We start from the raw sequence: 18,316 nt of genomic DNA on the forward strand, positions 1-18,316 counted from the left end.
TTCAGCTATAGCGTCCAAGACCGGCTTGTTATGCTTTCCATAAGTACTGCCTATAGTTGGAAGCCCAGCATGCTGCTACGCCATATCCGTTACCTGCTGGCCGTCGCCGAGCACGGCAACTTCACCCGCGCCGCCGAAGCCTTGCATGTGTCCCAGCCGACGCTGTCGCAACAGATCAAGCAACTGGAGGACAGCCTCGGCGCGCCGCTGTTCGACCGCTCGGGGCGCACCGTGCGCCTGACCGACGCCGGCGAGGCCTATGTGCGTTATGCGCGGCTGGCCCTGCAGGACCTGGAGGCGGCCAAGCGGGCCATGCATGACGTGCAGGATCTGCGGCGCGGCTCGTTGCGCCTGGGCATGACTCCGACCTTCATCACTTACCTGGCTGGGCCGCTGCTGACCCGTTTCAACCAGCGTTATCCGGGGATCGCCCTGAGCCTCGAAGAAATGACCCAGGATCAGCTGGAAGCGTCCCTGGCCGAAGACCGCCTGGACCTGGGCATCGCCTTTGCCGGGCAGCACCTGCCGGACATCGACAGCCAGTTGCTGTTCGAGGAGAGCCTGAGCCTGATGGTGAGCCGCGAGCAGCAGCCCGAGCTACCGCGGCAGCTGACGGCGGCCGAGCTGGAGCGGCAGCCGCTGGTGCTGCTCAGCGGCGATTTCGCCACCCGCCAGCATATCGACCGTTATTGCCGCGAGCAGGGCATAACACCGCGCATCGCCATCGAAGCCAACTCCATAGGCGCCATTGTCGAAATCGTCCGCCGTGGGCAACTGGCGACCATCCTGCCGCTGGCCATTACCCAGGAGCAGCCGGGCCTGCGCCCGGTGATCCTGCAACCGGCCCTGGCGCCCCGCAGCGTGGCGCTGCTGGGGCGCAAGGGCGCCTATCGCAGCGCCGCGTGCCAGGCTTTTCGCGAGCTGCTACGACTCAGGGCGTGGGCGCCGCCAGCCACTGATTGACCACGCCGGTGTAGAAACCGGTGGCCTTGCTCAGGTGTAGCCACTGGTCGACGTAGCTTTTCCAGGCGACGTCGTCCCGTGGCAGGAGGAAGGCTTTTTCACTGTATTGCAGGTACTGCTCGGGGTTCACCGCGCATAGCCCTGGCTTGAGCTTCTGCTGGAAGCGCGCTTCGGAAGCGTCGGTGATCATCACGTCGGCCTTGTTCTGTAGCAGTTGCTCGAAGATGGTCACGTTGTCAGGAAACAGGGTCAGGCTGGCCTTGGGCAGGCGGGCCCGGGCGAAGACTTCGTTGGTGCCTCCCGGCGGCTCGATCAGGCGCACCGAAGGCTGGTTGATCTGTTCGACGGTCTGGTAGCGCTGCTTGTCCGCGCAACGCACCAGGGGGATTTTCCCGTCGACGCCCAGGGTGTCGCTGAAGAAGGCTTTCTTCTGCCGCTCCAGGGACACGGAAATGCCGCCCACGGCGATGTCGCACTGGTTCGCCAGGAAGTCCGGCATCAGGGTTTTCCAGGTGGTCTTCACCCACTTCACCTCGACCCCCAGGCTTTGCGCCAGGGACTGCGCCATCGAAATATCGATGCCTTCATAGGCGCCGTCTGAGCGCAGGTAGGTGTAGGGCTTGTAGTCGCCGGTGGTGCAGACGTTCAGGTGGCCACGTTCGATGACCTGATCCAGGTGCGAGGCGTTGGGTGCGGCAAATGCCGGGGCGCTGAGGGTCAGCAGCGAGCAGAGCAGAAGGCGTGCTTTCATGCGGTCGATCCTTGATGACGAGGGGAGTGGCCGAGGGCGACTCATTATTTGCGCCGGGCCCGAGCAGGGCAAGGCACATCGCTTGCCAGTGCGTTGCGGAGTGTTTTCGCCGAAAAAGTTTTGGCAAAGAGCCATGCCAACTATTTGTTGGCTTCTTTTTCACGAAACGTTGATGGTCGGCTACCTAAAGTCCGTGCTGTCGTGGGCAGTCATTGAATAACGGGCTTGTTGACGACGCACTTCTTTCAAGGAACAAGCCGATCGTCATGCTGAACATTAAACCCCTGCGCCCCGAATGGGTGACGCTGATTGCCAGCGCCTTTTTATTACTGGGCTGCAACTTTGTGCTCTGGCAGCACCTGTTTAGCATTACCGACTCGGACACCCGTGGCATCGCCATGCGCTTGGCCTTCGGGGTGATGATCTTCTGCGCCTTCAACATCATTCTGACCTTGCTGGCGTTCCGCCGGGTGCTCAAGCCGGTACTGGTTCTATTGTTTATGGTCAGTGCCGGTGTGGCTTATTTCATGAGCCAGTACGGGGTGTTGATCGATGCCGGAATGTTTCGCAACTTCGCCGAAACCAATGCAACGGAAGTGCAAGGCTTACTCTCGCTGAAGTTGCTTGGTTATATTCTGTTCCTGGGTGTGTTGCCTTCCTGGTTATTGTTCAAGACCCCGATTAATTATCGTCGCTGGCACCGCGAGTTATTGAGCAAGTTGCTGGTTTCCGTTATTTCCGCGGCAGCCATCGGCGGGGTGGCCCTGGCCAACTATCAGGGGCTGGCCTCGCTGTTTCGCAATCACCATGAACTGCGCCTGATGATAGTGCCGAGCAACTACGTGGGCGCTTCCATCGGCTACCTGCGTGAGCAAGTGGTCTCGGCGCGCCAGCCCTTCGTCAAGATCGGCGAGGACGCCCAGCGTAATCCGACCTGGCAGGGCCACGCACGCAAGTCGCTGACGGTGCTGGTGGTCGGCGAAAGTGCCCGGGCCGAGAACTTCGGCGTACTGGGCTACGAGCGTGATACCACGCCGAAACTCAGTCAGGAAAAGGGCCTGATCGCGTTCACCGACGTGTCTTCCTGCGGCACCGAGACTGCGGTATCGGTGCCTTGCATGTTCTCCAACATGGGGCGCAAGAACTACGACGCCAGCAAGGCGAAGAACGAAGAAGGGCTGCTGGACGTGCTCAAGCGCGCCGGGCTCGAGGTGATCTGGCGGGACAACCAGTCCGGCTGCAAGGGCACCTGCGATCGGGTGACCCTCGACGACGTCAGCAACCTCAAGGACCCGGCGCTCTGCGCTAACAGTGAATGCCGCGACGAGATCCTGCTCCAGGGCCTGCAGCATTTCATCGATACCCTGGACAAGGACACCGTGCTGGTCCTGCACCAGATGGGCAGCCACGGGCCGGAATACTTCAAGCGCTACCCCAAGGAATACGAGCGCTTCACCCCGGTGTGCCAGAGCAACGCCCTGAACAATTGCAGCCGCGAGAGCATCGTCAATGGCTACGACAATACGCTGGTGTACACCGACCACGTGCTGTCGACCCTGATCGACCTGCTGCGCAGCAACCAGGACAAGGTCGACACCGCCATGCTCTATCTGTCGGACCACGGCGAGTCCCTGGGCGAATACAACCTGTTCCTGCATGGCACGCCCTACATGCTCGCGCCGTCGCAGCAGAAACACGTGGCGATGCTGGCCTGGTTCTCGGACAGCTATCAGAAGGCCTTCTCGGTGGACACCCATTGCCTGCAACTGAGCCGGGAAAAGCCGCTGAGCCAGGACAATCTGTTCCACTCGATGCTTGGTCTGCTGGAGGTCGACAGCCAGGTCTACAAGCCCGACCTGGACCTGTTCGCCGGCTGCCGGGGCAGCGTGGTCGACGGCGTGCTGGCGCGGCAATGAAGCCTTGATCGGCGTTCGACCTTTTTTTCACGATCAGGGCGGTAACCTGTTTTTCATCCAAGACTTACAAGAGCCAGCAGAACCATGTCCGCGCACCCTCCATCCCCCCTCGAGCTTGAGTTCGCCAGGCGCTACGACCAGGCGCATGCGCGCGTCTGTGGCGACGAGCGTCCGCTCGGGATGGGGCGGCGCCTGTCGCTGTGGCGTGATGAGCGGCTGGTCCGCCGCGCGCTGAAGGTGGCGGGCGAGCCGGGCCTGATTCTCGACCTGGCCTGCGGCGCGGGGCGTTTCTGGCCGGTGCTGGGCGAACACAGTAACCGGGTGATCCTGGCGGCGGACCCGTCCCAGGACATGCTCAACCACGCCCAGACCCACCATCCGGCCAGCCTGCTCAAGCGGGTCAAGACCTTCCAGAGTTCATCGTTCAGCATCGGCCTGTCGGCCAATGCGGTGGACTGCATCGTCTGCCTGCAACTGTTCCCCCATGTCGCCAGCAGCGAGGCGCGCCTGGCGTTGCTGCGCGAGTTTCATCGGGTCAGTCGCGATTCGGTGATCCTCGCGGTGCGCATCGACAGTCGCTTGAAAGCCCTGTACGAGCGGCTGGAGGACAACGGCACCCTGCAACTGCAACGTGCTCCACAACTGGAGATCAGCAGGTCGCAGGTCGAGACCGAGTTCAAGGACGCGGGATTCGAAGTGCTCAGCCACCAGGATTTCATTCCCGGCTGTGCCGCCTGGCGGGTTTACGTACTGCGCAAACAGGGCTAGCCGACGGGGTGCGGACTATTCTTGTGGCCGGGCGCCGATTTCGCGCAGGCTCTTGTCGAGTGAATGCTCAGAAATCGCCAAGGGCGATATATACTGCGCGCCATTCTTCAAGGGAGAGCCGTGTGGCCATCGATATTCACTGGATTCGCGACAACGATAGCCTCGGTCAATTCTGCACCGAGTGGCAGAAGCTGCCATTCGTCGCCCTCGACACCGAATTCATGCGGGTCGACACCTTCTATCCGATCGCCGGCCTGTTGCAGGTCGGCGATGGCCAGCGCGCTTACCTCATCGACCCCTTGACCATCGACGACTGGCAGCCGCTGGCGGCCTTGCTGGAGAACAGCGCGGTGGTCAAGGTGGTGCACGCCTGCAGCGAGGACCTTGAAGTCCTGCTGCGCCTGACCGGCAGCCTGCCGGCACCGCTGTTCGACACGCAACTGGCCGCTGCCTACCTGAACCTGGGCTTCTCCATGGGCTACTCGCGACTGGTCCAGGAAGTGCTGGGCATCGAGCTGCCCAAGGGCGAGACCCGTTCCGACTGGTTGCAGCGTCCGCTGTCGGATACCCAGGTCAGCTACGCCGCCGAAGACGCCGTGCACCTGGCCGAGGTCTTCACCCAGTTGCGGCCGAAACTGTCCGAGGACAAATACAACTGGGTGCTGGAAGACGGCGCCGAGCTGGTGGCCAACCTGCGCCGCGAAGTCGACCCCTACGAGGTCTACCGCGAGGCCAAGCTGGCCTGGAAACTGTCCCGCGCGCAGCTGGCGGTCCTGCGTGAGCTCTGCGCCTGGCGCGAGCGCGAGGCACGGGCACGGGACCTGCCGCGCAACCGTATCGTCCGTGAGCACTCGCTGTGGCCGTTGGCCAAGAGCCAGCCGGACAGCCTCGGCGCCCTGGCAAAAATCGAAGACATGCACCCGCGCACCGTGCGTCAGGACGGCGAGTTCCTGCTGGGCCTGATCAAGCGTGCCGCCAGCGTCGGCCCCGACCAGTGGCCGCCGGCCGTCCCCGAGCCGTTGCCGATGGAAGCCTCGACCCTGCTCAAGCGCCTGCGCGCCGTGGGCCAGGCCGAAGCCGAGCGCCTGGGCATCGCCCCGGAACTGATGCTGCGCAAGAAAACCCTGGAAAGCCTGCTCAAGAGCGGCTTCCCCAACGGACCCTACCAATTGCCCGATTCGCTGCGTGGCTGGCGCCGCGAATTGATGGGCCAGGCGCTGCTCGACAGCCTGGCTACCGCCGGAGAACAGCCATGAAACGTATCTGCTCCATCTACAAAAGCCCGCGCAAGAACGAGATGTACCTCTACGTGCTCAAGAGCGATGCCCTGGAGCGCGTGCCGGAAAACCTGCTGCTGGCGTTCGGCAAGCCGCAGCACGCCTTCGACCTGGTGCTGACCCCGGAGCGCAAGCTGTCGCGCGAGGACATTCACCAGGTGCTGGAGAACCTCGACAAGCAGGGTTACCACCTGCAGATGCCACCGGCCGAGGACGAGTACATCGAGCACTTGCCCGAAGAGCTGTTGCGCCGTAATGATCCGGTCTGACAGACACCTGTAGATGCCCTGTCCGGGGCATCGTTGAAAATGGAACTGACTATATCTGGCGGCTGCCGCGATCGATGGAGCGATACTCCGTCGGCGGCCGCCTGCACCGTTTTGTAAGGTTTGAACCATGCGCGTTCTGATTGCCGAACACGATCACGCTATTTATGCCCGTTTGTTGCGTCAGCTGGCACCTGACCTGGAAGTGCTCACCAGTGGCGATTCCGCCGAACTGTCGAAGCTGGCCGCGGACTGCCCGGTCTGGCTCGGCCAGCCGGACCTGCTGGCCACTCTGTTGCGCCAGGGCCACCAGCCACAGTGGCTGCAGTCGACCTGGGCCGGTATCACGCCGCTGCTCGCCGACGGCCTGCCACGGCATTACCGGCTGACCCGCGCCGTGGGGATCTTTGGCCAGGTCATGGCCGAATACGTGCTCACCTACATGCTCGGCCACGAGCGCGAAGTCCTCGCGCGCCTGGTCAGCCAGGTCGAGCGCAAGTGGGATAACCGCACGGGCCAGAGCCTGGCCGGGCGCAAGGTGCTGATCGTCGGCGCGGGCGATATCGGCCAGAGCGTGGCGCAGTTCCTGCTGCCATTCGGCGTCGAGCTGTACGGCATCGCCAGCGAAGCCCGGGAACAGGAACCGTTTATCGAAGTAGCGGCGTTGTCGGAGCTCGGGCGCCTGGTGGGCGAGGTGGATTATGTGGTCAACCTGCTGCCCAACACCCCGCACACCCATGACCTGTACGACGCGGCGCTGTTCAAGCAGTTCAAGCCAACCGGCCTGTTCATCAACACCGGCCGCGGTGTCGCGGTGGTTGATGCGGATCTGGTGGAGGCCTTGAAGGAAGGGCATCTGGCGGGGGCGGTGATCGACGTCTGCCGTCAGGAGCCGTTGCCGCAGCGCCATCCGTTCTGGACCGCCTGGGGCCTGCTGCTGACCGGTCACAGTTCGGCGCCGACTTCGCCGACCCTGATGGGGCAGCTGTTCATCGACAACCTGCGGGCCTATCAGGCCAACACGGCATTGCGTGGCGAAGTGGATTTCGCCCGGGGTTACTGAGAGGGATCACGAACTCTGTAGCCGCTGCCGAAGGCTGCGATCGCCCACAACGTGGGCGCAGGATCTGAAGATCGCTGAAGTCCTTCGGACTTATCGCAGCCTGCGGCAGCGGCTACAGGGTGTATCAGGCTTACAGGCTGAAGTCGCCTTCGGCCACGGTTTCGCTCAGCGGGCGACGTGGGCTTGGCTCTTCACGGGCCTGCAGGTACTCGGCGAGGCTCGCCTTGTCACCCAGTTTGCCGACGGCCACGGCGGCATGCAGGGCATAACCTTCTGGAATTTTCAGCTCCTTGCGGGTCAGTTCCTGGTCGAACCCAGCCATGCCGTGGGTGTGCCAGCCGCTGATGCTGGCTTGCAGCGCCAGGTGGCCCCAGGCCGAACCGGTGTCGAAGGTGTGCCACAGGGCCGGGGTTTCTTCGCTGGCGCCAGGCGCGGTGAAGGTGGTTTTCGAGATCACGATCACCAGCGCCGAGGCGTGCTGCGCCCAGCCACGGTTGAACTCGTTGAGCAGGCCGAGGAAGCGTTCCCAGTTCGGCGTGTCGCGGCGCGCATAGAGGAAGCGCCACGGCTGCGAGTTGTAGGCCGACGGCGCCCAGCGCGCGGCTTCGAAGAAGCTCAGCAGGGTTTCCTCGGGGATGGCTTCGCCGGTGAAGGCGCGGGGCGACCAGCGATCGGTGAACTGCGGGTGAATGGCGTACTCGGCAACGCGGGGATTGGCGCTCATGACAGAGATTCCTGGCTACGTTTGAGAATGAAATGTGGAGAAACCGGCGAGCGCAGTTGAACTGAGCAATGGGGTTTTTTCCTGACCCTGGGCGGTTCACCGGTGCGACGCGGTCGAGCGTTAATGGCACGCGGACATAGGGCTTTGCGACAGGCAAAGCTACTGCGCCGCATGCGGCCTGACAAGTAGTGCCTTACCGACAGTCGCCAGCGCTTGGCCCGCGGGGCCTTGGGCACTAGACTGGCGGCCTTTTCCCTGTCCGATACCGATTACCTGAGCCATGGCCGCCAAAGTTGAACCCTTCTGGATCCGCAAAACCCTCGAACAACTCGATCAGGAGGAGTGGGAGTCGTTGTGCGATGGCTGTGGCCTGTGCTGCCTGCAGAAGCTCGAGGATGAAGAAGACAACAGCGTCTACTACACCCGCATCGCCTGCAAACTGCTGGACCTGAAGACCTGCCAGTGCAGCGACTACGCCAACCGCCGCGCCTCGGTGCCGGACTGCATCCAGCTCACCCCGGGCAAGGCCGATGAGTTCAAATGGCTGCCGCCGACCTGCGGTTATCGCCTGGTCAGCGAGGGCAAGGACCTGCCGCTCTGGCACCATCTGGTGTGCGGTGACCGCGACGCGGTGCACCACGAGCGTATTTCCCAATCCGGACGCATGCTCGCCGAAGGCAGCGTGGCCGAAGAGGACTGGGAAGATCATCTGATTTTCCGCGCCGGCTGAAGGTACGCCGCGCTCGCGTTCAAGGTTGTTTCACGAAGGAGTGTGTATGGCTGTGGGGGCAAGGCTGGCGCTGGCCGGCTGGCTGCTGGTGCTCAGTGCGCCGGGGTGGGCGGCGAAAAAAGTCGATCTGGATTACCACGTGCGTCTGTTGCCGCAGAGCGACCAGGCGGAGGTGCGCCTGACCCTGGCGGACGGTGCGGCGGTGCGCAGCCTGGATTTCGACCTGGGCAAGCATGGCGATTACAGCGACTTCAAGGCCGACGGCCAATGGCAGCCCGGCACAGCCAAGGCTCCTGCGGTACAGCGTGGCGTGTGGCGTCCGGCCAGTGGCAAGGCCAGCCTGAGCTACCGGGTACGGATCAGCCACAGCCTGAAAAAAGACAGCTTCGACAGCCGCATGACCCCGCATTGGGCCTTGTTGCGTGGCGATACGCTGGTGCCGGCGGCGAAGCTCGACCAGCAGGACGGCATCGAACTGGTATCGCGCCTGGAGTTCGAGTTGCCCGCGGGCTGGAAAAGCGTGGAAACCGCCTGGCCGCGGATCGGCAAGAACCGTTTCCGTATCGATAACCCCGCGCGCCTGTTCGACCGGCCCACCGGCTGGATGCTGGCCGGCGCCCTGGGCAGTCGCCGCACCCGGCTGGGGGAAACCGAAGTCACGGTGGCCTCGCCGCAAGGGCAGGGCATGCGGCGCATGGATGTGCTGACCCTGCTGACCTTCGTCTGGCCACAGATCCAGGCGACCTTTGCGCGCCATCCCAACAAGTTGCTGATCGTCGGCGCGGCTGATCCTATGTGGCGCGGCAGCCTGGCCGGGCACGATTCGCTGTTCTTGCACAGCCGTCTGCCGCTGGTCAGCGAGAGCGGCACCAGCCCGCTGCTGCGCGAGGTGATCCAGGCCTTTGCCCGGATCAACGACAGCGAGCGCAGCGACTGGATCGGCGAGGGGCTGGCGGAGTACTACGCCATCGAATTGATGCGTCGCGCCGGCGGCATGAGCGACGAGCGTTATCAGGCCCTGGAGGCTCGGTTGGCCAAGAGCGGCCATGGCGTCAGCAGCCTGCGCGGCGAGCAGGTGGACGCGCCGGTGGTGGCCAGGGCCGTGCTGCTGTTACAGGAGCTGGATCGGGAAATCCGCCTGAAGACCCGCAACAAGCGTTCGCTGGATGACGTGACTCGGGCGGTGATGGGCCTGGAAAGCGTCAGTACCGAAGAGTTTGTGAAGCTCAGTGAAAACGTGCTGGACGGCTCGTCGAAGGTGCTCGACAGCGATTTGTTGCGCTAGTGGAGTCGACCGCTTTGCGGTCATCGCGAGCAATCGAGCGTCGACCTCGGGACTCCACAGGACCTGTAGGAGCAGCCGGTCGACGCTCGATTGCTCGCGATAGCGTCCCGTCATTCAACGCGAGTTTCGCGTCCGACTATCAGACCCCGGCCTTGGGCGATTTCAGCGAATCGTTGCCGGTCGCGGTACGCTTCGCCGCCTCGGCATTGGCCTTGAGGGTTTTCAGTTCCGCGCCGGCGCGCTCGATCTTCGCCCGCACGTTCTGCATGTCCTGGCGGCTTTTCTCCAGCAGGCTTTTCGCCGAGCTGTGGCCGGTGATGCCGCGGGCCAGGGCGACCCCGCCGATGGCCACCTGGATCAGGCCGAAGACCCCGCCACGGCGCAGGCCCTTGCCGACCATCGCCACGCCGCCGGCCAGCGAGCCGACGCGCTCCCAGCCTTGTACGTTCTGCTCCGGCGGGCTCTGCAAGGGAGTGGTTGCAATAGCTTCCAGTTGTTTGCTGTCGCTCATGATCTGTCTCCAGGGGGATGGATATAACGCTGACCGCGCTGGCGCGTCGCTTGTTCCATCGGATGGGCTGCGGACTCGGAACAGCGCTCAGAACAGCGCTTAAAACTTAGGACCGGAGCGGGTGTTGTTGCCCTTGGCCAGGCGGTCGTAGAGCACCACGTTGACGGTGGCGGCGAGGTTCATGCAGCCGGTGGTCGGGATATAGACCACGTCTTCGCACCAGTCGCGGATGTCCTTGTCCAGGGAGCCGTCTTCCGGGCCGAAGATGTACAGCGCGCGATCCGGGTGGGTGTACTCCGGCAGCGAGCGGGCGCCCTCCACCAGTTCCACCGCCACCGGCACGCAGCCCAGGGGCAGGATCTTCTTCAGGTCGTCGATGCCGATCAGCGGGATGTCCTGGTGGACCTTCTTGGTGTCGGTGACGAAGTCGCGGGCCCGTTCATAGCGCTTGCCGGTGTAGAACACCGACGCGACGCCATAGCAGCCGGCGGCGCGCATCACCGAACCGACGTTCTCCGGTGACTTGGGGTTATACAAACCAATGCAGCTGTACCTTTTGTTTGCCACGAGCGGGGTGCCTTCGAGAAAAATCGCGATTATACGGGGATTGTCGGCCGGCGGTTGGATCCGGCAAATGCATCGCGGGCAAGCCTCGCTCCTACAGAGTCAGCGTCTGTAGGAGCGAGGCTTGCCCGCGAGAGGCCGGTCCTGTCGAACCGCAAAGAGCGAAGGTTACTCGTCGTCTTTCTTCATCAACCCCGCCAGCGCGGCGAAGGGGTTGTGGGTGGCCTTGGCGACTTTCGGCGTGCTCAGGGAGCCTTCGCCGAAGTACTGCTGGTCGGTGTAGCGCGAGTGTTCGTTGTCGTGGCAGTACAGGCACAGCAGTTCCCAGTTGGAACCGTCCTGCGGGTTGTTGTCGTGGTTGTGGTCGCGGTGGTGCACGGTCAGCTCGCTCAGGCGCTTGCCGGAGAACTCGCGGGCGCAGCGCCCACAGACGTGCGGGTACATCTTCAGGGCCTTGTCGCGGTAGCCCATCTCGCGGTCGCGCTGGGCGTCGGCGAGGATGCGGTCGAGCTTGGATGTGTTGGTCGAACTCATGGGTTCACCTTTATGCAAAGACTAATGACGGTAATGAGCCAAGTTTAGCTCAGGCCTTGAGCTTCTCGGCAATCCAGATGGTGTGGCGGGTGCCCTTGTTGCCGTGGGCGAAGACCTGTACTTCCTTGGCCTTGAAGCCGGCTTTGCGCAGCTTGTCGGAATACTGCTTGTCGGCGCTGGCCGACCACACGGCCAGCACGCCCTTGGGCCGCAGGGCCCGGGCGCAGGCCGCCAGCCCGGCGGCGGAGTACAGCCAGCTGTTGGCCTTCTGGGTCAGGCCTTCGGGGCCGTTGTCGACGTCGAGCATGATCGCGTCGAACCCCTGGGGCTCGGCCTGCAGCACCTTGGCCACGTCTTCCATGCGGATCACCGTGCGCGGGTCGAGCAACGGCCGGCCGGATTTCTCCCCCAGCGGCCCACGGTTCCATTCCACCACCCCCGGCACCAGCTCGGCGACCACCACTTCGGCGCCCTTGCCCAGGTGCTTGAGGGCCGAGGCGAGGGTGAAGCCCATGCCCAGGCCGCCGATCAGCACCCGTGAATTCGGCCGTCCGGCCACCTTGCGGCAAGGGATCTCCGCCAGGGCGTCTTCGGAACCGTGCATGCGCGTGTTCATCAATTGCCCGCCGTCGCCGCCCTGGATCTTGATGACAAAATCCTCGCCGTATTCGAACAGGCACAAGGCACCGCCATTTTCGGGAATCGGGGTGGTGTCCAGCAGAACGAAACGTTTCATGAGGGTCTCAATGAGGAAGGCAAACCGGCCCGGTTGGGAGTAGCCTGAGGGCTGACAATAGCGATGGAGCCATTGATGAAGCGCACTATTCTAACGGTCATTGCCCGCACAGCGCTCTTGCTAAGTGCGGCGCTCGCGATGAGCGCCGTGCACGCCGAGGAACTGCAGGCCGTGCCCGTGACCCCGGTCCCCGCCGCCGGCTCGCCCGGCACCGCGACCCCGACCCCTTATCCCCAGGTCACGCCGCCCAGCACCCCCAAGGCCTCGGCCCATGGTGGCGCGCCATTGCTGCCACCGATCGACATGCCCAAGCCGCCGAAGGATCAGACCTTGCCAGGGTTGGAGCAGAACGAGGCGAAAGCCAAGACGCCGGGTGGCTAGACCTGTTGCGACAGCAACTGCCCGTCGGCCATGCGCAGGCGCTTGGACAGTGACACGGCGAGGGCGCGGATGATCTTGGCGGCGATCTTCGGTGCGTCGTTGAGCATTTTTTCCAGCGAGTCCTTGCCCAGGTTGAGCAACTGGCAATCGCTGGCGGCCACGCAACTGGCCGAACGCCGCTCGCCATCGAGCACCGCCATCTCGCCAAAGGCCCGGCCGCTGCGCAGGGTGGCGATGGTCACGCGCACGCCTTCGCTGTTGGTCTTCTGCACCGCCACCTGGCCGGAATGGATGATGCACATGAAGCTGCCGGCATCGCCTTCGCGGAAGATTTCCTGGCCCTGGGCGATGCTGCTGATGCTGAAGTAACCGGCGGCGGCATTGAAGTCGGCCGGCAAGAGTTGATCGAACAATCCGCAGTCCATCAGCCAATCGCGGATTTCGTTGTTCAACAAGGTGGGTTCTGGCATGTCGTCACGGTCTTTTTCTTGTGTCTGTTGCGGTCGGTATGGCCTGGGGCCGGCGGTCCTGTGTTAAGACAGGAGCGCCGGCCGGAGTTCCTCAGGCAATGCCCAGAATCTTGAAAACAAATGCATATTCGAGCGCTACGTCACGCAATCCCTGGTAACGCCCGCTCATGCCGCCATGGCCGGCGCCCAGCTCGGTCTTGAGCAGCAGCAGGTTGTCGTCGGTCTTGGTGGCGCGCAGCCGGGCCACCCACTTGGCCGCTTCCCAGTACTGCACGCGGCTGTCGTTGTAGCCGGCGATCACCAGGGTCGCCGGATAGGCCTTGGCCTCGACATTCTCGTAGGGCGCGTAGGCCTTGATCCGCGCGTAGACCTCGGGCTCCTCGGGGTTGCCCCATTCGTCGTACTCGGTGACGGTCAGCGGCAGCTCGGGGTCGAGCATGGTGTTGAGCACATCGACGAACGGCACCTCGGCGATCGCCGCCTTGAACAGTTCCGGGCGCTGGTTGAGTACCGCGCCGATCAACAGGCCGCCGGCGCTGCCGCCGCTGATGGCCAGTTGTCCGGAAGTGGTCAGGCCCTGGGCGATCAGGTGTTCGGCGCAGGCGATGAAGTCGCTGAAGGTGTTCTGCTTGTGTTCCTGCTTGCCGGCGCGGTACCAGGCTTCGCCCAGCTCGCCGCCGCCCCGCACGTGGGCGATGGCGAAAGCCACGCCGCGCTCCAGCAGGCTCAGCCGCGCATGGGAGAACCACGGGTCGAGGCTTTCGCCGTAGGCGCCGTAGCCGTAGAGGTACAGCGGTGCCGGCCGGCCCAGGGCTTCGCGCTTGATCACCAGGCTGATCGGCACCTGGGTGCCATCGGCCGCGGTCGCCCACAGGCGCTGGCTGACATAGGCATCCGGGTCGAAGACGCCCAGCACCGGGGTTTCCTTGAGCACTTTCTGTTCGCCGCCGGCCAGTTCCAGCTGGCGGATCTGCGCCGGGCGGTTCAGCGCTTCGTAGCGCAGGCGGATGCGCTGGCTGACGAATTCCAGGCTGTTCTGCACATGCAGGCTGTAGGCCGCATCCGGCAATTGCACGCGATAGGCCGGCAGGCCCTCGGGGTGCACCTCGATGATCGGCAGGCCGCCTTCGCGCAGGCTCAGGGTCATGGCCGAGTCGTTCAGGCTCAGGCCTTCGAGCATCACGCTGTCGCTGTGGGGGATCAGGTTCTGCCAGTCGGCCTGGCTTGGCACCGTGCCCTGGTCCGGCGCCTGGTAGAGGGCGAAGTTGATGCCGTCGCGATTGCTGCGGATAAACCAGGTCCACTGGCCGTCGAGCAGGCCGTGGTCGACGTCGTACTCATGGTGCTCGACCCGCGGCGCCAGGCAAGTGAAGGCGTCCTGCGGCTGCGCCGCGTCGAGTACCCAGACCTCGCTGGTGGTCTTGCTGCCCAGGGACAGCAGCAGCTGTTTCTCCGAGCTTGAGCGGTAGCAATGAAGGAAGAAACGCCCGTCCGGCTCATGGAACACCTCTTCGGCGGCGGTGCCGTCCAGGCGATAGCGGAAAAGCTTGTGCGGGCGATGGGTGTCGTCCAGCTCACCGAAGAACAGGGTCAGGCTGTCGTTGGCCCAGGTCATGCTGCCGTCGCAATCAGCGAACGCCAGTTCGCTGATCTTGCCGCTGGACAGCTCCTTGACGAACAGGGTGTAGACCTCTTCGCCGCTGGTGTCGAGGCTGTAGGCCAGGCGCTGGTGGTCGGGGCTGATGCTGAAGGCACCGAGGGAGAAGAAGCCGCCGTTGGCCAGCTCGTTCGGGTCCAGCAGCAGCTGTTCCTGGCTTTCGTCGACGCTCAGGCTGTCGTCGGCCGGACGCGGGCAGCGGTAGTGCCGGGCGTATTCGTCGCCGGCGGTGGTGCGGGTGTAATACAGGTACGGGCCCCAGGGGGAGGGCAGGGACAGGTCGGTCTCCAGGATCCGTCCCTTGATTTCCTGGAACAGGGTTTCGCGCAGCTCGGTCTGGTCGGCGAGGGCGGCTTCCTGGTAGCTGTTTTCGGCCTTCAGGTAATCGAACACGGCGTCGGTGTCGCGCTCCTGGAGCCAGGCGTACGGGTCCGGGCCTTCGGCCTTGCGGGCGATCGGGGCGCTGGTGACGGGGGCGGATACGGGCATGAAGGGCTCTCGGGGCGGTGACAATTAAGGGCGCGGCAGACGGCGGTGCAGCCTGACATGCGAAAAGCCGTTATCATAAGCGCCTCTTTGCCTGCCTTGCCATGGACACCATGACCGAGAACGACTATCTGATCGCCTGGGGGCTTTACGCCTTCGCCGCCTTGGGCTGCCTGCTGGTGTGGATGCGCCTGACCCGCTGGATGTGGCGCTGGCTGCGCGAGCCGCTGCGAGTGCTGGTGGCGGTGCTGCTGTTCAGCCCGACCGTGGTCGACCCGGTCAAGGAGATGTTCGCCCCGGCCGTGGCCATCACCGCCCTGGACATGCTGTTCAAGGTCGGCAACAACGCCTGGCGCGCGGTCTCGGACCTGTTCATGTACGGCGTGATCGCCTTTGGCATCTACCTGGTGTTCGTCCTGATCCGCTGGCCGATCGAGCGCGCCTCCAAGGCCCGCAAGGAACAGGCCGAGGCCGCCAAGGCCGCGGCCCGTGCCGAAGAGCCGGACGACCAGCCTTTCGGCGGCGCCGGCGACGATCGTTATGGCCGCCCGCCAGTGCCCGGCAACCCCCAGCGTTCGCGGATCGAGCCGCGTCTGTAACCCGCATTGAAGCGAGAGTCCGAGCATGTGTGAGTTATTGGGCATGAGCGCCAATGTACCGACCGATATCGTGTTCAGCTTTACCGGGCTGATGCAACGCGGCGGGCGTACCGGCCCGCATCGCGACGGCTGGGGCATCGCGTTCTACGAGGGCCGTGGCCTGCGCCTGTTCCAGGATCCGGCGGCGAGCAGCGAGTCGGAAGTGGCGAACCTGGTGCAGCGCTACCCGATCAAGAGCGAAGTGGTGATCGGCCATATTCGCCAGGCCAACGTCGGCAAGGTCTGCCTGTCCAACACCCATCCGTTCGTGCGCGAGCTGTGGGGGCGCAACTGGTGCTTCGCCCACAACGGCCAACTGGCGGATTTCCAGCCGGCCGTCAGCTTCTATCGTCCGGTGGGCGATACCGACAGCGAAGCGGCTTTCTGCGATCTGCTCAACCGGGTACGCGAAGCCTTTCCCGAGCCGGTGGAAGTGGAAGAACTGCTGCCGTCGCTGGTGGCCGCCTGCGCCGAATATCGCAGCAAGGGCGTGTTCAACTGCCTGCTCAGCGACGGCGACTGGCTGTTCTGCTACTGCTCGACCAAGCTGGCGCAGATCACCCGTCGCGCGCCCTTTGGCCCGGCCCGCCTGAAGGACGTCGATGTGATCGTCGACTTCCAGGCGGAAACCACGCCCAACGACGTGGTGACAGTGATCGCCACCGAACCCCTGACCGAAAACGAAACCTGGACTCGCTACGAGCCGGGCCAATGGAGCCTGTGGCGGCGCGGTGAATGCGTGCTGCACGGCCAGACCGAATAAGGACATCCCCTATGTTGCTCAGTTATCTGCGGCTGGTGTTGTTTGCGGCGGGCCTGTTGGTCGGCGTCCAGGTGCCGGGTTTCATCAGCGATTACGCCAAGCGTGTCGAGGCTCACCTGATCGAGGCCCAGGCCAGCCTTCAGGGGTTCCAGGGCACCGCCAACCAGTTCTTCAAGGGCGATCTGCAGGCGCTGGTCGCCCACTATCGGGCCAGCGACGATCCGGTGTTCCGTAGCGACGCCGACAGCCTGAGCAACTTGCTGGGCCGCCAGCGCGCCCTGGACAAGCAGTTCCAGGCCATGCAGGGCCCGTGGTACATCCGCCTGCTGCAAGTGGCGCTGGCCGCCGACCCGGATATCCGCAAGGAAACCTGGAACGGCTACAGCTACCAGATCCTGCTGACCCCGCAAGCGATGATCTGGGCCATGAGCGGCGCCTTGCTGCTGTCGTTCGGCCTGGAATGCCTGTATCGCCTGATCGACTGGGTGGTGCTCGGCGGCAAGCGCCTGCGCCAGAGCCGGCCGATCGAAGAGCGTGACTTGAAGGGTTTGTGACCGTAGCCGCTGCCGCAGGCTGCGATCGACGGCGCAGCCGTCGTAAACCAGCCGACGCGTTTTTCCAGGCAGATCGCGGATGCAGGTTGTGCGGCAACTGCGTTGCCGTTCGCAGCCTCGCAGGCTCGGCAGCGGCTACACGGACGCCGCGATCCCTGTAGCCGCTGCCGCAGGCTGCGATCGGTTGCGCAGCAACCGCAAAGATGGCTGGCTCACAAACCCTCATCGAGTCGATTCACGCAGGCTGCGCCCGCGATCGCAGCCTTCGCAGCGGCTACAAAGGCCTTCGCGGTGAGTCAGCCCGCCAGCACGATATAGTCCGGCCCCACCTTGCGCGCATAACACTCCAGCACTTGCTGGCACAGCACCACCACCTCTTCCACCAACTCGACACCCACCCGCCACGACACCACCACCTGCAGGTTCGGCGGGCGCTGGTCGATGGCCAGCAGGGTCAGTTCGCCGCGCGCCAGTTCTTCGCTGACCAGTACCGGCGGCAAGGCGCCGATGCCGAAACCGTCGCGCAGCAGGCGAGTGATGGCCGACACCGAGTTCACGCAGTTGAGCCGTGGCGCGCTCACGCCGTTGGCCTGCATCAGGCTCAGCACTTCCTGGTGCGGCAGGGAGTTCTTCGAGTAGGTGATGATGCGTTCCCGGGCCAGCTCGGCCAGGTTGGCGTACTCGCGGTTGTAGATCGAGTTGCTGGCGACTATCCAGCCCATCGGGTGGCTGGCCAGTTCCAGGCTGCGAATGGATTCCTGGCGCAGCAGGTCGGTTTGCAGCACCAGATCGAGAAAGCCTTTCTGCAGTTGGTCGCAGAGGTTCAGCGAGGTGTCGGCCACCAGCTCGATTTCCACCTGGGGATAGCTGTCCATCATCCGCGCCACCAGGGGGCTGAGCCAGGTGTGGATCACCGTGTCCATGACACCGATGCGAATCCGCCCGACCTTGCTCGAGCGGGTCTCGATCGACTGCTTGAGCGCCTGCATGGTGTCCATCATCTGCTCGGCATAGTCGAGCACCTTGAGGCCTTCCGGGGTCAGGGTCACGCCGCGCGAGTCGCGCAGGAACAGCTTCACCCCGAGTTCGCCCTCGAGCACGGCGATGCGGCTGGAGATCGATGCCTGGGTGGTGAAGAGTTTGTCGGCGGTCAGGCGAAAGCTTTTCAGGCGCGCCACCCAGACAAAGGTTTCAAGGAACTTGAGGTTCATGCGATCAACTTTTCTTATGTCTGGAGGCGGTTTTTATTAGTTGGACGGGGCAGGGCGCGGGCGCCAAG

Annotated in this window: 21 protein-coding genes; 12 read left to right on the plus strand and 9 right to left on the minus strand. The window is 64.0% G+C overall.

Annotated features, from left to right (window positions below):
* The first annotated feature begins 69 nt into the window (after window positions 1-69).
* Complete coding sequence (cynR, locus tag C4K38_RS07440; protein ID WP_124345264.1) at window positions 70-963, plus strand: transcriptional regulator CynR; 894 nt, start codon at window positions 70-72, stop codon at window positions 961-963.
* Here cynR and C4K38_RS07445 read toward each other — a convergent pair.
* Window positions 932-1,714 (minus strand): transporter substrate-binding domain-containing protein, encoded by a 783-nt coding sequence (locus C4K38_RS07445; RefSeq protein WP_053277837.1) that lies wholly within the window; start codon window positions 1,712-1,714, stop codon window positions 932-934. The two genes, cynR and C4K38_RS07445, sit on opposite strands and share 32 nt — an antisense overlap.
* A gap of 266 nt (window positions 1,715-1,980) precedes the next feature.
* Here C4K38_RS07445 and C4K38_RS07450 point away from each other — a divergent pair, with 266 nt between their 5' ends.
* The 5 genes from C4K38_RS07450 to C4K38_RS07470 all read left to right on the plus strand — a co-directional run bounded on the left by C4K38_RS07450 (window position 1,981) and on the right by C4K38_RS07470 (window position 7,004).
* The gene (locus C4K38_RS07450; protein WP_053277838.1) at window positions 1,981-3,630 is read left to right on the plus strand and encodes a phosphoethanolamine transferase; all 1,650 of its coding nucleotides are present in this window, start codon (window positions 1,981-1,983) and stop codon (window positions 3,628-3,630) included.
* Between the two features lie 84 nt (window positions 3,631-3,714).
* Window positions 3,715-4,398: a class I SAM-dependent methyltransferase gene (locus C4K38_RS07455; protein ID WP_053277839.1), complete on the plus strand. Its 684-nt coding sequence runs from the start codon at window positions 3,715-3,717 to the stop codon at window positions 4,396-4,398.
* A gap of 122 nt (window positions 4,399-4,520) precedes the next feature.
* Complete coding sequence (gene rnd, locus C4K38_RS07460; protein ID WP_053277840.1) at window positions 4,521-5,654, plus strand: ribonuclease D; 1,134 nt, start codon at window positions 4,521-4,523, stop codon at window positions 5,652-5,654.
* Window positions 5,651-5,944 (plus strand): YcgL domain-containing protein, encoded by a 294-nt coding sequence (locus tag C4K38_RS07465; protein ID WP_053277841.1) that lies wholly within the window; start codon window positions 5,651-5,653, stop codon window positions 5,942-5,944. Before rnd ends, C4K38_RS07465 begins: the two co-directional genes overlap by 4 nt.
* 127 nt (window positions 5,945-6,071) lie before the next feature.
* The gene (locus tag C4K38_RS07470; RefSeq protein WP_053277842.1) at window positions 6,072-7,004 is read left to right on the plus strand and encodes a D-2-hydroxyacid dehydrogenase; all 933 of its coding nucleotides are present in this window, start codon (window positions 6,072-6,074) and stop codon (window positions 7,002-7,004) included.
* 130 nt (window positions 7,005-7,134) lie between these two features.
* On the opposite strand, the gene C4K38_RS07475 is transcribed toward C4K38_RS07470, so the two are convergent.
* Window positions 7,135-7,728, minus strand: a complete 594-nt coding sequence (locus C4K38_RS07475; protein ID WP_025805057.1) for a nitroreductase family protein — start codon at window positions 7,726-7,728, stop codon at window positions 7,135-7,137.
* Between the two features lie 280 nt (window positions 7,729-8,008).
* On the opposite strand from C4K38_RS07475, the gene C4K38_RS07480 reads away from it, so the two are divergent.
* Together C4K38_RS07480 and C4K38_RS07485 are read left to right on the plus strand one after the other, a co-directional pair.
* Window positions 8,009-8,458 (plus strand): YcgN family cysteine cluster protein, encoded by a 450-nt coding sequence (locus tag C4K38_RS07480; RefSeq protein ID WP_007926912.1) that lies wholly within the window; start codon window positions 8,009-8,011, stop codon window positions 8,456-8,458.
* 46 nt (window positions 8,459-8,504) lie between these two features.
* The gene (locus tag C4K38_RS07485) at window positions 8,505-9,743 is read left to right on the plus strand and encodes a hypothetical protein (protein WP_053277843.1); all 1,239 of its coding nucleotides are present in this window, start codon (window positions 8,505-8,507) and stop codon (window positions 9,741-9,743) included.
* Window positions 9,744-9,882: 139 nt separating this feature from the next.
* On the opposite strand, the gene C4K38_RS07490 is transcribed toward C4K38_RS07485, so the two are convergent.
* From C4K38_RS07490 to C4K38_RS07505, 4 genes are all read right to left on the minus strand, one after another.
* Window positions 9,883-10,254: a YgaP family membrane protein gene (locus C4K38_RS07490; RefSeq protein ID WP_053277844.1), complete on the minus strand. Its 372-nt coding sequence runs from the start codon at window positions 10,252-10,254 to the stop codon at window positions 9,883-9,885.
* 99 nt (window positions 10,255-10,353) lie between these two features.
* Window positions 10,354-10,821: an RNA methyltransferase gene (locus C4K38_RS07495; protein WP_007926908.1), complete on the minus strand. Its 468-nt coding sequence runs from the start codon at window positions 10,819-10,821 to the stop codon at window positions 10,354-10,356.
* A gap of 165 nt (window positions 10,822-10,986) precedes the next feature.
* Complete coding sequence (locus tag C4K38_RS07500; protein ID WP_007926907.1) at window positions 10,987-11,352, minus strand: YajD family HNH nuclease; 366 nt, start codon at window positions 11,350-11,352, stop codon at window positions 10,987-10,989.
* 49 nt (window positions 11,353-11,401) lie between these two features.
* Window positions 11,402-12,088, minus strand: a complete 687-nt coding sequence (locus tag C4K38_RS07505) for a spermine/spermidine synthase domain-containing protein (RefSeq protein WP_053277845.1) — start codon at window positions 12,086-12,088, stop codon at window positions 11,402-11,404.
* A gap of 75 nt (window positions 12,089-12,163) precedes the next feature.
* On the opposite strand from C4K38_RS07505, the gene C4K38_RS07510 reads away from it, so the two are divergent.
* Window positions 12,164-12,469: a hypothetical protein gene (locus C4K38_RS07510; protein WP_053277846.1), complete on the plus strand. Its 306-nt coding sequence runs from the start codon at window positions 12,164-12,166 to the stop codon at window positions 12,467-12,469.
* Here the strand turns inward: C4K38_RS07510 and C4K38_RS07515 are convergent.
* Both C4K38_RS07515 and C4K38_RS07520 read right to left on the minus strand, forming a co-directional pair.
* Window positions 12,466-12,939: a cyclic nucleotide-binding domain-containing protein gene (locus C4K38_RS07515; RefSeq protein WP_053277847.1), complete on the minus strand. Its 474-nt coding sequence runs from the start codon at window positions 12,937-12,939 to the stop codon at window positions 12,466-12,468. The two genes, C4K38_RS07510 and C4K38_RS07515, sit on opposite strands and share 4 nt — an antisense overlap.
* 91 nt (window positions 12,940-13,030) lie before the next feature.
* Window positions 13,031-15,085, minus strand: coding sequence for a S9 family peptidase (locus C4K38_RS07520; protein WP_053277848.1), 2,055 nt, complete (start codon window positions 15,083-15,085; stop codon window positions 13,031-13,033).
* Between the two features lie 101 nt (window positions 15,086-15,186).
* On the opposite strand from C4K38_RS07520, the gene C4K38_RS07525 reads away from it, so the two are divergent.
* The 3 genes from C4K38_RS07525 to C4K38_RS07535 are packed head-to-tail and all read left to right on the plus strand — an operon-like array spanning window position 15,187 to window position 17,037.
* Window positions 15,187-15,681, plus strand: coding sequence for a hypothetical protein (locus tag C4K38_RS07525; protein ID WP_053277849.1), 495 nt, complete (start codon window positions 15,187-15,189; stop codon window positions 15,679-15,681).
* Window positions 15,682-15,706: 25 nt separating this feature from the next.
* Window positions 15,707-16,483, plus strand: coding sequence for a class II glutamine amidotransferase (locus tag C4K38_RS07530; RefSeq protein WP_009047576.1), 777 nt, complete (start codon window positions 15,707-15,709; stop codon window positions 16,481-16,483).
* An 11-nt stretch (window positions 16,484-16,494) separates the two neighbouring features.
* The gene (locus tag C4K38_RS07535; protein ID WP_053277850.1) at window positions 16,495-17,037 is read left to right on the plus strand and encodes a DUF2937 family protein; all 543 of its coding nucleotides are present in this window, start codon (window positions 16,495-16,497) and stop codon (window positions 17,035-17,037) included.
* Window positions 17,038-17,333: 296 nt separating this feature from the next.
* Here the strand turns inward: C4K38_RS07535 and C4K38_RS07540 are convergent, their stop codons facing one another.
* Window positions 17,334-18,248: a LysR family transcriptional regulator gene (locus C4K38_RS07540; RefSeq protein ID WP_053277851.1), complete on the minus strand. Its 915-nt coding sequence runs from the start codon at window positions 18,246-18,248 to the stop codon at window positions 17,334-17,336.
* Between the last annotated feature and the right edge of the window lie 68 nt (window positions 18,249-18,316).

It is taken from the genome of Pseudomonas chlororaphis subsp. piscium, from assembly GCF_003850345.1.
In the GTDB taxonomy this organism is placed as follows: domain Bacteria; phylum Pseudomonadota; class Gammaproteobacteria; order Pseudomonadales; family Pseudomonadaceae; genus Aquipseudomonas; species Aquipseudomonas piscium.